At 38.5% G+C, this 14,423-nt stretch carries 12 protein-coding genes; 3 read left to right on the top strand and 9 right to left on the bottom strand.

Translation table 11 applies throughout. The features are described from left to right. The 7 genes from ACK2M2_RS14785 to hcaE form a co-directional block, all read right to left on the bottom strand. A partial coding sequence (locus tag ACK2M2_RS14785; protein ID WP_419349622.1) for an Ig-like domain-containing protein occupies window positions 1-1,421 on the bottom strand: 1,421 nt, incomplete at its 3' end. A gap of 609 nt (window positions 1,422-2,030) precedes the next feature. Then, window positions 2,031-3,272 carry a 3-phenylpropionate/cinnamic acid dioxygenase ferredoxin--NAD(+) reductase subunit gene (gene hcaD, locus ACK2M2_RS14780; protein WP_419349620.1) on the bottom strand — a complete coding sequence of 414 codons (1,242 nt, stop codon included), beginning with the start codon at window positions 3,270-3,272 and terminating at the stop codon, window positions 2,031-2,033. Window positions 3,273-3,276: 4 nt separating this feature from the next. Continuing rightward, window positions 3,277-4,242: a 3-carboxyethylcatechol 2,3-dioxygenase gene (locus tag ACK2M2_RS14775; RefSeq protein ID WP_419349618.1), complete on the bottom strand. Its 966-nt coding sequence runs from the start codon at window positions 4,240-4,242 to the stop codon at window positions 3,277-3,279. Between the two features lie 171 nt (window positions 4,243-4,413). After that, complete coding sequence (hcaB, locus tag ACK2M2_RS14770; protein WP_419349616.1) at window positions 4,414-5,229, bottom strand: 3-phenylpropionate-dihydrodiol/cinnamic acid-dihydrodiol dehydrogenase; 816 nt, start codon at window positions 5,227-5,229, stop codon at window positions 4,414-4,416. 2 nt (window positions 5,230-5,231) lie between these two features. Beyond that, complete coding sequence (hcaC, locus tag ACK2M2_RS14765; RefSeq protein WP_409512793.1) at window positions 5,232-5,558, bottom strand: 3-phenylpropionate/cinnamic acid dioxygenase ferredoxin subunit; 327 nt, start codon at window positions 5,556-5,558, stop codon at window positions 5,232-5,234. Continuing rightward, complete coding sequence (hcaF, locus tag ACK2M2_RS14760; RefSeq protein ID WP_419349614.1) at window positions 5,558-6,076, bottom strand: 3-phenylpropionate/cinnamic acid dioxygenase subunit beta; 519 nt, start codon at window positions 6,074-6,076, stop codon at window positions 5,558-5,560. The genes hcaC and hcaF overlap by 1 nt, the downstream gene beginning before the upstream one ends. After that, entirely contained in the window at window positions 6,073-7,440 is a 1,368-nt protein-coding gene (gene hcaE, locus ACK2M2_RS14755; protein WP_409512791.1) for a 3-phenylpropionate/cinnamic acid dioxygenase subunit alpha, read from the bottom strand. Before hcaE ends, hcaF begins: the two co-directional genes overlap by 4 nt. A 297-nt stretch (window positions 7,441-7,737) precedes the next feature. Here hcaE and hcaR point away from each other — a divergent pair, with 297 nt between their 5' ends. Continuing rightward, a complete protein-coding gene (gene hcaR, locus ACK2M2_RS14750; protein ID WP_409512790.1) occupies window positions 7,738-8,643 on the top strand; it encodes a DNA-binding transcriptional regulator HcaR in 906 nt (301 codons plus the stop codon). 285 nt (window positions 8,644-8,928) lie between these two features. Further along, window positions 8,929-9,600, top strand: coding sequence for a DUF1345 domain-containing protein (locus tag ACK2M2_RS14745; RefSeq protein WP_409512789.1), 672 nt, complete (start codon window positions 8,929-8,931; stop codon window positions 9,598-9,600). A 306-nt stretch (window positions 9,601-9,906) separates the two neighbouring features. On the opposite strand, the gene ACK2M2_RS14740 is transcribed toward ACK2M2_RS14745, so the two are convergent. Both ACK2M2_RS14740 and ACK2M2_RS14735 read right to left on the bottom strand, forming a co-directional pair. Continuing rightward, window positions 9,907-10,764 carry an alpha/beta fold hydrolase gene (locus ACK2M2_RS14740; RefSeq protein WP_409512788.1) on the bottom strand — a complete coding sequence of 286 codons (858 nt, stop codon included), beginning with the start codon at window positions 10,762-10,764 and terminating at the stop codon, window positions 9,907-9,909. 235 nt (window positions 10,765-10,999) lie between these two features. Then, window positions 11,000-12,292, bottom strand: coding sequence for an OprD family outer membrane porin (locus ACK2M2_RS14735; protein WP_419349611.1), 1,293 nt, complete (start codon window positions 12,290-12,292; stop codon window positions 11,000-11,002). 655 nt (window positions 12,293-12,947) lie between these two features. Between ACK2M2_RS14735 and ACK2M2_RS14730 the strand changes: the two genes are divergently transcribed. After that, entirely contained in the window at window positions 12,948-14,294 is a 1,347-nt protein-coding gene (locus ACK2M2_RS14730) for an amidohydrolase (protein ID WP_419349609.1), read from the top strand. Window positions 14,295-14,423 lie beyond the last annotated feature (129 nt).

The following is a 14,423-nucleotide window of genomic DNA, read 5'->3' as shown; positions in this document are numbered from 1 at the left end:
TCAACTTCTTCTTGTGCTGTGCCTTCATTGCCTGCAGGATCTTTCGCAATTACTTCGACTACATCACCATCTTTTAAATCAGGATTTGGGGGGACTTCCCAATGCCCTTTCGAGTCTGCAACAGTCGTAACAGTTGTACCATCTGGGAGTTTCACAATAACCTCTGCACCTGGCTCTGTTTCACCTGTGATCGGACCACCTGGCTTGATTGGATCTATATCAATGATTGGTGCTTTGCCGTCAACTTCTTCTTGTGCTGTGCCTTCATTGCCCGCAGGATCTTTCGCAATTACTTCGACTACATCACCATCTTTTAAATCAGGATTTGCGGGGACTTCCCAATGCCCTTTCGAGTCTGCAACAGTCGTAACTGTTGTACCATCTGGGAGTTTAACAATAACCTCTGCACCTGGCTCTGTTTCACCTGTGATCGGACTACCTGGCTTGATTGGATCTATATCAATAATTGGTGCTTTGCCGTCAACTTCTTCTTTCGCTATGCCTTCGTTGCCCGCAGGGTCTTTTGCTGTTGCAGTAACTTCTTCACCATCTTTTAAGTTACCTGGATTTGGTACAGACCAATTACCTTTTGAGTCAGCAACAGCAGTCACTGTTGTGCCATCTGGGAAGTTAACCGTTACTTTTCCACCTGACTCTGTCACACCTGTGATCGGATCTTTTTGATTGATCGGGTTAATATCTATAGCAGGTGGAATACCATCAACGGTTTCAGTATCTTCTGGTGACGTATTACCAGATGGATCTTTTACAACAGCTGTAACTTCATCTCCATCTTTTAAGTTACCGGGATTCGGTACAGTCCAATTCCCTTTCGAGTCTACAATTGCCGTTGCTGTCGTGCCATCAGGAAATTTAACAATAACCGTTCCACCTGGCTCTCCTTCACCTGTAATTGGACTTTTTGGATTGATTGGGTGAATAACGGGTTTTGATGGTGGTGTATTGTCACCATCATCTTTGTCATCATCACCAATAGCTGCCCCAAGTGCACCAAGTGTTGCACCACCACCCACCCACGGCAGGAGCATTGCAACCATATCATTATCATGATAAAGCAATGGATCAACATCATCAATTAAGTGATATTTAATCGTATCTGTAATTACACCATTAGAATCAGTAAATTCTGCCCAGAAAAGTTGTCCTGAGCCATCATCAAATACAATATTATTATCTACAGTATTATCATTATTAAAATAATTTTGAATAACAATTATTTCGCCCGTTTTGAGAACGATAATTGCTGAATTTCCTTCACGAACAAATTTTGCGACATCTTCTTTGGGAATATCGATAACCACAACGGAGTTTTCCGTTAGATTAATCTCTTTCACTTGACTCGAGTCTAAAGTTTGTAAAACCTCATGACTGGTCTTAGAAATAATCGAGATATTCGGCATAAATTAAACCTCATAATAATTATATAAAAATGGTTATTTCTAATTTTTCATTCTGTTTTTGTTCTTACTGGCTATGAAAAAACGAACTTTTTATAAACAACCACCAAAAGAACTGTGATTTATATCACACTAATTGTTTTTTTTGTATACTTGAATATTGTGCAAATATTGGAAAAATAAGTCTCACTCACATTCCCAAAGAAAATAAAATTAAAATCAATAATTTAAAAAAATTATCCTATCTTTTTTTTTGTAAATTCCGATACATAACAAATAGAAAACACTCCTATAATGACAATAATGGTTGTTTTTAATCCCCCTATACACTTTCTTTAAAGATCTAATTTTAACTTTAATTTTCACAAAAATTTCAAGTAATAGAGTGATTTAATACGTTCTATTTTATAGACTTTTACATTTCACATAATCATTCAGCTATAGTCTTTTTTAATTGTATTTATTCTTGTTTTTCAATAGGAATTGATCATGCAATAGGTAGAAAATTACACTTTGAATACTTTTCCTACATAGATCAAAATTTACTTATTAGAGGAAAACAAGCCTAAAAAAACCCCAAATAAATTGAGGTTTTCAAAAAATAATTTTGATTTACTTCACAATTTTACGTAAATCTTGACTCAAATCTAAATATTTTTCAGCTTCAAAAGATGCATTATTACTGATTAATTTTTTCAAAAAACGCATATCTTTTGCAGCATTCACTGTAATACCACCTACGATTACACCATCCGCCACACCAAACAATACAAATGAAGATTCATCACGTTGTTCAGCATTCATTTCACCACGAATAATCCATTCGTTTGCAGACATATCACCGACAAATTGGTAGTTGATATTCAGCTGATCTGTCCAAAACCATCCAGGATTAATTGTCGGATGCTCAACACCCATGACATGACGGGCAAAAATACCAGCTTGAAGGTTAGCATTTTCCCACGTTTCAACACGGCGATGATTACCACAGTCACGTAGTTGCGATGCTACATCACCCGCAGCATAAATGTCTGGATTTGATGTTTGGCAGTTTTCATTCACTTTAATCGCAAAATCAACATCTAGCCCTGCGTCTACTGCAAGTTGTGCATTTGGCACAATACCAATGCCATAAATAACTGCATCGGCACGAAGCACTTCACCGCCCTCAAGGGTGATCACAATTTCTTCAGCACCTTGATTTTCTTCAATATGACAATCTGATATCGCTGTTGAAAGGCGTACATCTACACCGGCAAGGCATTGCTGTGCCAATAAAAATTCGCTCAAAATACGTGGTGATGAACGCCCCATCACCATTGCGCTCATTTCAATCACAGTCACATCACAGTCTTTAAAACGTGCTGATGATGCAAGCTCTAAACCAATTACACCACCACCGATCAAAATAATACGGCGACCTTTTTGAAGGACAGGAACTAAAGCTTGTGAATCTTCAAGGTTGCGTAACGTATAAACGTGTTTACCTAGAGCATCAAAGTTAGGTAAACGACGTGCAGCTCCTCCTGTTGCAAGCAACAATTTGTCATAAGCAACAACATCACCATTTTGAAGTTCAACAGTTTTCGCAGTCGCATTGATTTTTACAACGCCATTACCACGAATAGTTATCACCCCAAGATCTGCCAATTTTTCAGTTGAAAAAATTTCAATTTTGGTGTTTTCAGGTTTTAGAATCACATCTTTTGATAAGGGTGGACGCTCATAAGGCAGATGCGTTTCATCCCCAATTAAAATGATGTTGCCTTCGTATTTGTTGCTACGAAGTTCTAAAATTGCGCTCGCACCTGCTTGACCTGCACCTACGATAACAATGGTTTCGATGTTGCTCATAGTATTAACCTTTTAATTCTGCAGAAACAATGCCGAAGCCCGCAATCCACTCACTAATATCTTCATAGCAATGTGTGGTCATGGCGTATTCACCAATTTCGTGAAGTGCAGCAAAGGCTGCCATCCATGAACGGACTTCTTGACCACCGCGACCACCATCACGGCGAATTTCATCTTCAGTCATGGCTTCAAGTGTGGTGAAATCTGCCTGTTTGAATTTTTCCAACAAGGCAATATCCCACTCAGGACTAAGGGGTACAGCCACAGAGGTATCACCTGCTGCTAACTTTTGACCCACTGCAATAATTTTTGCCTGACGGGCATTTCGTGCCTCATCTGTTGGGTTACGACCAGCAATTAAAAACTCTTCAACTGCTGGGGGTACTGAACCCATTTGTGGTGTTGGTGGGTCATGCGATAAACCACCCGTACCCAAAATCAATACACGTTCATTTTCAAGATTTAAAGATTTGATGAACTGCCCCACAGCACGACCTAAAGCCACTGTACGTTTTGTGGTTGGCATTGGCGCAGCAGCACCATTGATAAAAATGGGAATGGTTGGATAACGGTCTAGTTTACCATTACATAGGAAATGCAATGGTTGAGTCACTCCATGATCTGCCTGCATACGATATGAGTATGCAACATCAACCCCTTCATCTAACACACGGCGAACCAAGTCCAATGCTTTTTGTTCTGGCACATCAATTTTATTGTTCTCTTTTCCGTAATCCCAATCGCCTGCAGCTGTGGCACGAATACCCACACAGAAACTTGGCATTAAGTCATAAAAGAAGCCATTAAAATGGTCGGGTCCAAAAGTGATGATTAAAGTTGGTTCATAGTCTTTGACTTCTGCTGACAACCGTGTAAAAGCATCACGAACTTTTTGTTCCTGAGACTGATCCTGTGGTGAAGCAAATTCCATGAGCGGACTGTGCGAGGCACAAATGAGTTTAACTGGCATGTGAGACTCCGAAATAGAAGCAGTAATTGTGCCTCTTAATCCCCCCGCCGCCTCCTTTTTGAAAAAGAGCGATAACTTTCGAATATGAAATATCAATTAAAATTCGAGATACTCCCTTCTTTTTAAAGAAGGGTTGAGGGGAGATTAATCTGTTAATAGTTCAGTGAAAAATCATTCATCAAAGAATCCTGCGCGTGGTTGACGTAAACCACGAATGCCTAGACCACATTCCGCATTAATTAACACACCTGTGAGTGGGCGGTTATTGGCACGGGAAGCCAACAAGACGTATGAGCCTGTCATATCTTCAGGTTCAGGTAAAAAGCCTAAAGGCATACCACGACCAATCTTTTCTGGATCACGGACATCTAACAAACCGACATTTTCCTGACCTAATGATGCAGCACCTTTAATGTTGACATTCATACCCGATGGCGCTACTGCATTCACTCGTACTTTAGGCGCAAGCTCATAAGCAAGTTCTTTCATAATACCCACGCCAGCATGCTTAGATGCTGTATACACAGGACCTCCGCCTGCGGAGTACAGTGCAGAGTTAGACAAAGTAAATATGATAGAACCTTCAGAAGCGATCAATGCATCTAAAGCGGCTTTCGCACCTAAAATTAAAGACTTAGTGTTAATGCCCATAATTTCATCAAAAGCTTTTTCTAATTGCTCACCTGATGTATTCACGATATCTGCATAATGATCCCAGATACCTGCATTGCCAACGAAACAATCGAGTTTACCAAAGCGTTCTACAGTAGCATTTACAGCACGAAGATTGTCTGCATAGCTGACTACATCACCTTCAATAACAAAAACTTGATCACCAAAGTGTTCATTCAAAGCCAAGATTTTTTCTTTTGAACGTTGAAGAACCGCAACCTGTGCACCCTCTTCTATAAAGCGTTCAACTAAAGCCCAACCTAAACCAGAACCACCACCAGTGATCAGTGCAACTTCGCCTTGTAGCCAACCCATGATTACTCTCCTGCCATTTCTACAAATAACTGACCATCTTCAACAATCACAGGGAATGTTTTGATTGGATCTGTTGCAGGCAAGCACAGTGCTTCGCCTGTTTTTAAACAGAAACGTGCAGAATGTAATGGACATTCAACCGTACCATCATCTTCAAGATAGCCTTCAGACATTGATGCATTACCATGTGAACAACGGTCATTCATAGCAAAGAACTCACCACCGTTGTTAAATACAGCAAGTGCTTCAATACCATTTATGCCACATTCAACTTTAAGCGCTTCACCTTCGTCTAATTCATCAATTTGGCAAACAAAAATTTTATTCATTAGAAAAACACGCTCAGATTATGTGAGTTATAAGTCACCTGATCTAAGGTGATCTTACGGTTGAAGATCTGAAAGCCTTGTTCAGAATTGACTGTACGAATTTTGTCGTGACGCTTACCACAGTAAATAGTCACATCTTTTTCTTTCTGCGTGCGATACAACAAATAAGTCACGTAAACATCATATTCACCTTCAACATCAGTCGCTTCAACAATCACATTTGAAACCATGTGCGTTGTACGTGATGGAGGCTCTTCAGCCCACGCCATGCCTGTTTCTAAACGAGCAACTCGGCGTTCTAACAAGTCTTTAGTATCGTTAAATACCCAAGTCGTTGGTGGCTCAACTGAACGACGACGATCACGTGTTTGAGCGTTTGGAGTGGTACGTAAGATATAAGAAATATCTTCTGCCAATACGCTTAACCAATCGCGGAATTTCCAGTCATCAAGCATTTTTGCTTCGCGATAAAGAAACTGACTGATTTGATAATGAAGTTCTAAACTGATTTGGCTCATTTCATTAGCCCCTTCTCATATTCATCAGCTGCTTTTTCTACATCTTCCCATTTTTCATGAATCAACAAATCTGCCCAACGACGGTACAAACCACGTGCTGCTGTTTCAGAAAAAATATAATTGGTAATGCCTGGAATGCCGTCTTCACGGACTTTCTCGTTACCCAAGCCCATTTCCATAATAAGTTGGTTATTACGTGCTTTATAACCACGAAGTACTTTTTGAATTTCAATCCAGTTTTCTGAGTCATCTTGCTCAAGGAAACCTGCTGGACCAAATGCACGAGTGGCTGAACGTTCAAATGCTTCTTTGACTTCTTGTGATGCTTCAGCATCTGCAATACAAAATGCCCAAACTTCAGTTTTATTTGGCCCACGTGGGTGCCATACACGAAGTGTTGCTGTACCGTTCAACCAAGACATGGTTGGGAACATGTTGTTGTGACCTGCCAAACGCAAAGCACGTGTTTCACCCAAACGCTCTTTCACTTCGTCAAAGGTTTCACGGAAATAATTGGCAACTTCACCATCGACCCAAACGTTTGCATCTGGCTTTTCAGTAAAGAAGAAACCTGAACCATGACCACGCGAACCGTATTGAACTGCATCTTTGGCTGTTTCCCAAACAGGACGAGCAGTTTGCGCAGCACCTAATTTTTTCGATGATTCATCATCTGGTTTTGCACCCAACACTTGAATTGCAGAGGCATGTGAAAACAAAGCGTGATATTGATCCGATGCAAACTGTTCAGCTGCAAATTTCCAATTACACTCAATTTCCCATTTGTGTACGCCACCAATGATTTCTGTACCGCCCGGACGACGATCTACCACACCATCTAAATACCAAGCGATATCGCCCATGTATTCCTCTAGATCGGGTGTGCTTTCATCCCAACAACCGAAAATTAAACCTTTGTAGGATTTAACACGATTGACTTCGACTAGACCCCACTTCTCTTTGCATGCACCTTGTGGGAATGCACGATCTTCTAGTGGAATGTCTTTCAGTGAACCATCAACACCATATGACCAACCGTGATATGGACAAGTGAATGCGCGGGTATTACCACAGTCTGCAAAACTCACACGCATAGAACGATGACGGCATTGGTTTAATAATGCTTTGATTGAGCCATCTTTTTGACGCACCACGATAATCGGATCTTCACCCATATAGGTATTGAAGAAATCACCCGCTTTTGGAATTTGGCTTTCATGGCAAAGAAATAACCAAGTACGACCAAATACACGCTCAAGTTCCAGTTCATATAAATCTGGATCTGTATAAATGGACGGAGAAATACGGCCATTTTGTGCATCGACTAAAGCATCAATCTCACGCACATCAATTTTTTTACTCATGAAAGCTCTCCTGCGACAACCGTGGGGTCACAAACAAATTGACTCAACTTTGCACAGATCATCGCTTTTGAGGGGAGCTTTAGGGAAATATTTATTTTGTTTCAATTAAGATATTTTATGGATTACTACATTCATTATTTTCTATATAAAATTTTAAACATAAGTGAGAACTTCATTTATTTTCTAAATGGCACAATCATCTTCACGCCATACTTGTTTATAGATTATACTTTGACGAGATAAGAGTGATACATTTTTTAGATTACTCCCTGCAACTCAATCGATGGAATTGACTCTATGGAATTGCGCCACCTTCGATATTTCATCACTGTAGCTGAAGAACTTAATTTCAGTAAAGCAGCCCTCAAACTTTTTACCGCACAGCCCTCTTTGAGTCAGCAAATTAAAGATTTAGAAGAAGATGTTGGTGTTAGACTACTCAACCGAACTAAGCGTAAAGTCGAGCTCACCGAAGAAGGTGCTGTCTTTCTTGAGCAAGCTCGCTTAACAATGGCTCAAGCAGATAAAGCGATCGCAATGGCACGTCAAGTGTCTAAAGCCAAACAAAAGATGTTGCGAATCGGTTTTGTACCTGTTGCAGAGATGAAAGTCTTTCCTTATGTATTACCGAATTTACGGGTGCAAAATCCTGACCTTAAAATTGAATTGCTCAGCCTCAATAATGTTGAGCAAATGCGTGCCATTAAAAAGGGCGAGTTGGATATTACGTTTACCCGACATAATTTCCATAGCGATGAAATTGAAAGTAAATTTGTACTTCGTGAGCCATTAATTTTCATTTTGCCTAAAGACCATCCTTTGGCAAAATATGAGCGTATTCCTGTTACAGCCCTCAATGGTATTGACTTTATTATTCCTGCAAAAGAGCAATCAAGTACTTTACATGATGTTATTTTAGATTTTGCAAAAGCGCATAGTATTGAGTTTAATATTGTACAAAGAGCTGACAATATTTTATTTAATATCAATTCAATTGGCATGGGTCTTGGTTGTACAATTCTGCCTGGTTATATCGCTCCACTGACCATGAACAATACTGTTATTCGTTCACTTGATGTTGAGTTACCCTATTTAGATCTCTATGCAAGTTATCGTAAAGATCGAAATTCTGTAGCAGTCGATAAATTTATTGAACTACTTACTCGTGTATTTTATTTAGATATCAACCGAACAGAAGGCTAGAATTTTATACAATTTTCTCAACACTCCATCCCCCATTATTTATTTTATAAATAATGAATACAAACAAGTGAGTACTTATTCACACTTTATAATTTTAATTCTAGTTGAATAATTCATCACTGATGAACTTAATTTATAAATTGAGTTCTTTTTAAACAGAAAAATCACACTTATAATCGAAATAGAATGTCTTTCTTACTACAACTTAAGTCTAATGATTTGAGCAGAACCTAATTTGATTATTTGTAATTAAATATAACCATTAAAAATGAGGTCATGTCTCTTATGACAATACATGCGCTTCATCATTTTAAAGTAGCTATACAATCACGTCCCTATTTTTTTATTAGTTTTCCGTTGATTGCTATTTTATATTGCATCATCAACATAAGTACAAATTGGCAATGGTCAACTATACTTTTAATCAGTTGGAATATTGCAGTGGTGGTTTATCTCATACTCACCATGAAAGTCTTGTGGAGCGCAAATCATGCACATATTTTAAAACGTGCTCAGCAACAAGATGCCAGTAAGTGGTTGATTATTTTTCTCGTTATTTTATCACTACTCATGTGTTTTATTGCGATTGTGATTGAATTGGTACATTTACCCGATATTGCCATCATTAAGATAGGACATCTTGTACTCGCAATTTCCACAATCATCTGTGCATGGTTATTTATGCATACTATTTTTGCCATTCACTATGCACATGACTTTTATTTAGCTGTTGCCAAACATCAAGATGGCGGATTAGATTTCCCTAAAACACCTGAACCAACATATCCTGACTTTATCTATTTTAGCTATGTTTGTGGAACTTCCGCACAAACTGCCGATGTCAATATCACTTCACGCTCCATGCGAATTTTAAACACGCTCCATATCCTTTTGGCATATGGATTTAACACTACAATTTTAGCGATTTGCATTAATGTCGCTGCGAGTTTTATTTGAGTGAAGTGTAATGCTTGCCTATCCTACCAATCAGTTAAAGCCTTAAAATTCCTCTCAAACTCCCTTTTAAATCCTCCCCAGCCCTCCTTTTTCAAAGGAGGGTGTTTCTTTCCACTAAATCGGATAAAGTTTGAGAAAAGTTCCCCTCTTTTTCAAAGAGGGGTTAGGGGAGATTTACATGGTTTGTAGAATCATTTTACTTAACTGATCAGCATTAGGACTCAGGGGGGATTAATCAAACCAATAAAAAAGGACAGCTTTCGCCATCCTTCTTTTACTACAACATCTATAAAGTATTAAAAATACTTATACACCACGTGCAGTTAAATAATCTTTAATCACAGTATTAAACTCTTCGGCTTTCTCAACCTGAGACCAATGACCACACTGACTGAAAATGTGTGCATCGGCATGTGGCACAGTATTTAAAATATCCCACGAACGAGACACTGGAATCACCACATCTTGTACGCCATGAATTAAAAGTACAGGCACTGTAATGTCTTTCATTTTGTCAAAATCAAGCGGGAACTCGAAACGATCACGATCACGTGCGCCTACAACATCCATCAAACGATTCGATGCATAGTCATTTTCAGCAGAAGCAAAACGTACTTTAACTAATTCATCAGTGATTAAAGATTTATCTACAACGAACATAGATAAAGTCTTTTTAATCCCATCTACAGTTAACTCAGGATTTGCATGTGCTTTCAATGCCGCAGTTTGTTTCGCACCGCCTGTACCCATAGACACGATACCCAAAACACGGTCTGGATAATCAAGTGCAAATTGGAAAGCCAACCAACCACCTAAAGAATTGCCTACAATCCATGTTTTTTCGATACCCAAAGCATCTAAAGTACGTACAGCATGATCAACCCAAGCACGGATACCATAAGCAGTATTGGGTGCAACAACAGTTTGACCATAACCAATGGTGTCAATAGCGATACAGCGTGCATGCTCACCAATTTGTGGCAAGTTCAACCACCAGTTTGCCGCCGCAGAAACACCAGTGCCTGAACCATGTAAAAATAGGATTGGTGTACCTTCACCCACTTCATGATAGTGCGTCAATTCACCTTCAGCAGTTTCAATCCATTTATCCTCTAAACCAAAGAATGCATCAGTCTTATATTCTGGGATTTGCACAGTACTCATACCTATTCCTTTTACAGCTTAATCTATGGGATGAATCTATTGAAATACATTTTGATAGATTCAAATTGCCTATTGAACAGCATAAATATACCTGTGAATGACAAGCAAATTGATACTTAATAACGATGAGAAACTACAAAATAACGATTATTTAAATTATTGTTTTATTTAAATTTTTAAAATAAAAACGTGCTGAATACTCAACACGTTGTTTATTCATCACAGACCTATTCGTTTAGAAGCGATAGCTATATGTTGTTGCTACTCGATTTTCTTGCAAATCTACAAAGCCTGGCACATTTGCATAGTTCACATTAATATACATCCACTGAAAACCTAAGCCTTTCAACTTCCCTTCAGGAACAACATAATTCACAATTAAGTTGTCTTCCTGCTCTTTGCCTCGTGTGCCATTATTATTTTGAATATTACTGCCATCATAATGACGTGCTGTCACAGTCAGTCCTTTTACAACAGTATCTTTAAAGTCATAGGTATAGCCCAAACTCCAAGAACGCTCATCCTTACGAATAAAGCTGGCTACAGACCAGTTCACCAAATAAGGCTGTGGCACCCAACCTGACAATGTTGGGAACATCGCATTTACATTACCCGTATCGCCAAAAATTTGCTGATAACCCACATCAATCGTATGGTTGTCATGTGTCCAAGCACCTTTTAACGACAGCGCTTGGTTATCAATCTCACCATAAATTGCATCGCCTGAATTTTGATTATCAAAATAACGAATGTGTGTGGCTATTTTATTATGCCCATCCAACTTTTTATTGAATGCAAAACCTAAATAGTTTTGACGGTAAATATTGTCTACATCGGCGTAGAAATAGCTCGCTACCAGCTCAGGCGTAATTTGATAATCAACACCTGCTATAAGCATACTTTCGCTATCACCTACACGAACCTTACCTTTATCAGTATTCAGTTCATTTGGCCAAAGCCCAAAATCATGCACTTGGTTTTCATAACGTGCATTGATTCCATCTAAATACCCCAAGGTGACTTTGGTATTTTTAAGGTCTTTAGACTCTAACCAAGCACCTTCAAAAGTCGTGAGCAATTGACGAGATGGGTCAAAATGCACTACAGGTGATACAGGTAAAATCTCACCGACTTTCAATTCAGTTTGGCTAATCTTCGCTTTTAGCGTTGCGCCTACTTTTAAGTTATCACGAGCTTGCTCTTTGCTATTATAATCGTAAGGCATCACGTAATCATTATCGCCACGATCTCCGCTCAGGCGTAATGCATACTGTGCCAAAACATCAACACCAACGTTTACTGAACCAATCTTGGCATAACCTGATTTTGCATCAAGTGTTATTCCTTGCGACCAACTGCCAAAATCTTGTGGTTTAGTAGGATCAGGTTGGTCTAATTGGCGGTCTAAATAGAAGTTGCGTAATTTAAGTTGTACTTGACTGTCGTCAACAAAATCTGCGTAAGTCGCAGTTGTCCCTAAAAAAACTGTTACAGCACTCATTACTATCCATAGTGTTTGACGACGCATGACTAAATTTTCCAATCATCAGTTTAAGTGATGTATACATCATGCTGAACTCACTCAATTGAAAAAATCAGACTAGAGTATTAATATTTCCCCCCAATACAACCCAGTATTTATTGTTGTATAAATGCTTATACTTTTTAGCACTAAGTGTTTTTTACACTTCGATCAGAAATCACAGGTAATTTTCTGTTTTATAGCTTATTTTTATAATTTAAATCATAAATATCACATAAAAATATTAGATTAATCGCTTTTAAGTTTAAGCGATTATTTTCATTTTTTATGCACAGCATTAAATTGATATAATTCAAATATCAGATCATCGCTTTATAATATATATCTAAGATTTTCAGCCTTTAAAAATAGATAAAAATTGTCCCATTAGATGTGTTTTATCTGCCTAATTTTTCAAATATATAAGTTGTCTTAAACCATTTTTTTGTGAATTGAAACATCATCAATATCTAATTATTCATTACCTTTTTTTAAAAAAAATATTTTAGCGCATAAGAATTCCAGCATTTTAGTGAAGTTCTGATTTCTTGTATCTTTAGCAAATACTTCACATAGATATTAATATACTTTTAAAGTTTTTGAATTTAAGAAAAAGAACCCTTACCCTTCTCATCGTTTAAAATGCAAAGGAAATAAGGTTATGAAAGGAATTCAAACACTATTTTTAACACTACCACTTATTGGTATGAGTCAAGTCAGTTCAGCAGATTGGATTAAAGACTCTGCTACTCAAGTTGAAGCCCAGACTATTCAACTCCGCCATCAAATTCATCAATATCCTGAACTTGGTAATATGGAATTCAAAACCTCTAAGCTTGTGCAAAAAGAGCTTAAATCGTATGGGATTGATGTCAAAACTGGATTCGCTAAAACTGGTGTGATTGGTATTTTAAAAGGTGCATTACCTGGCCCTGTCATGGCACTTCGTGCAGATATGGATGCATTACCTGTACAGGAAAAAACTGGACTAAGTTTTGCGAGTAAAGAGAAAGCGCTTTACCAAGGAAAGCAAGAACCTGTGATGCATGCCTGCGGTCATGACACGCATACAGCAATGTTACTCAGTGCTGCTAAAGTTCTAGCTGAAAATAAAGAGAAACTTGCGGGTACTGTTGTTTTTGTTTTCCAACCTGCTGAAGAAGGCGCAGCAGACATCGATAATTTTACCCAAGGTGACCAAATTGGTTCTCGTAAAATGATTGCCGATGGTGCATTTAAACAGAACAAACCTGAAGTTATTTTCGGAATGCATGTGATTTCTGGTATGCCAACTGGCAACCTTTTTTATAAAAGTGGTGCGATTTTAAATAGTGCAGATGAATTCCGTATTAAATTAACAGGGCAACAAGTCCATGCATCTATGCCATGGGCAGGTACAGATCCAATCGTGGCATCGGCTCAAGTGATTAATAACCTACAAACGCTGATCAGTCGCCATTCAAACTTAACTAAAGGTATGGGCGTTGTCAGTGTAGGTAAAATTGCAGGTGGGACAGTAAGCAATGTTATTCCCGAAGAAGTATCGATGGCAGGGACTATCCGTACTAATCATGAAGACATCCGCCAGAATATATTGAAAAAACTCCCAGAAATGGTGAAATCTACTGCTCTTGCGAATAATGTCACAGCAAATGTTGAAATTTCATCTTATGCGCCTGTCACCAGTAACAATAAAACATTAACCGAACTTATAGCACCAGCACTTGAAACGGTGGTCGGCAAATCTCAATTACATCTTATGGATAACAATGCTAGCCCAAGCGAGGACTTTGCCTATTATGGGACATTAATGCCGTCTCTATTTGTTTTCCTTGGTGCAACGCCTGACAACCAAGATATGGCTAAAGCGGCACCAAATCACAGCTCTGAATTCATTGTTGATGATGCAACTTTAAAAACTGGCGTAGAAACGCATGTTCGTTTCGTAATGAACTATCCTGCAATTGCTCAACAAGTACAAAGCGCATGGAAAGTGCCACAACATTGAGCCGATAAAACCCCTCTTGTTTCAAATTTAATCTAATCATTTCGTACAGCCTCAATACATCATTTTTTGTATTGAGTGCTTGTACTCTGCCTGCATTTTTGTAGCAGTTATTAATACCTCCATCTTAAA

The sequence above is a fragment of the Acinetobacter sp. TY1 genome (assembly GCF_048551395.1).
Lineage (GTDB): Bacteria > Pseudomonadota > Gammaproteobacteria > Pseudomonadales > Moraxellaceae > Acinetobacter.
This window is presented reverse-complemented; position numbering and strand designations above follow the sequence as displayed.

What these genes read in the sequence shown, in the direction of transcription:
- hcaD (WP_419349620.1), bottom strand. Translation starts at nt 3,272, where the DNA reads ATGAGCAACATCGAAACCATTGTTATCGTAGGTGCAGGTCAAGCAGGT.
- ACK2M2_RS14775 (WP_419349618.1), bottom strand. Translation starts at nt 4,242, where the DNA reads ATGCCAGTTAAACTCATTTGTGCCTCGCACAGTCCGCTCATGGAATTT.
- hcaB (WP_419349616.1), bottom strand. Translation starts at nt 5,229, where the DNA reads ATGGGTTGGCTACAAGGCGAAGTTGCACTGATCACTGGTGGTGGTTCT.
- hcaC (WP_409512793.1), bottom strand. Translation starts at nt 5,558, where the DNA reads ATGAATAAAATTTTTGTTTGCCAAATTGATGAATTAGACGAAGGTGAA.
- hcaF (WP_419349614.1), bottom strand. Translation starts at nt 6,076, where the DNA reads ATGAGCCAAATCAGTTTAGAACTTCATTATCAAATCAGTCAGTTTCTT.
- hcaE (WP_409512791.1), bottom strand. Translation starts at nt 7,440, where the DNA reads ATGAGTAAAAAAATTGATGTGCGTGAGATTGATGCTTTAGTCGATGCA.
- hcaR (WP_409512790.1), top strand. Translation starts at nt 7,738, where the DNA reads ATGGAATTGCGCCACCTTCGATATTTCATCACTGTAGCTGAAGAACTT.
- ACK2M2_RS14745 (WP_409512789.1), top strand. Translation starts at nt 8,929, where the DNA reads ATGACAATACATGCGCTTCATCATTTTAAAGTAGCTATACAATCACGT.
- ACK2M2_RS14740 (WP_409512788.1), bottom strand. Translation starts at nt 10,764, where the DNA reads ATGAGTACTGTGCAAATCCCAGAATATAAGACTGATGCATTCTTTGGT.
- ACK2M2_RS14735 (WP_419349611.1), bottom strand. Translation starts at nt 12,292, where the DNA reads ATGCGTCGTCAAACACTATGGATAGTAATGAGTGCTGTAACAGTTTTT.
- ACK2M2_RS14730 (WP_419349609.1), top strand. Translation starts at nt 12,948, where the DNA reads ATGAAAGGAATTCAAACACTATTTTTAACACTACCACTTATTGGTATG.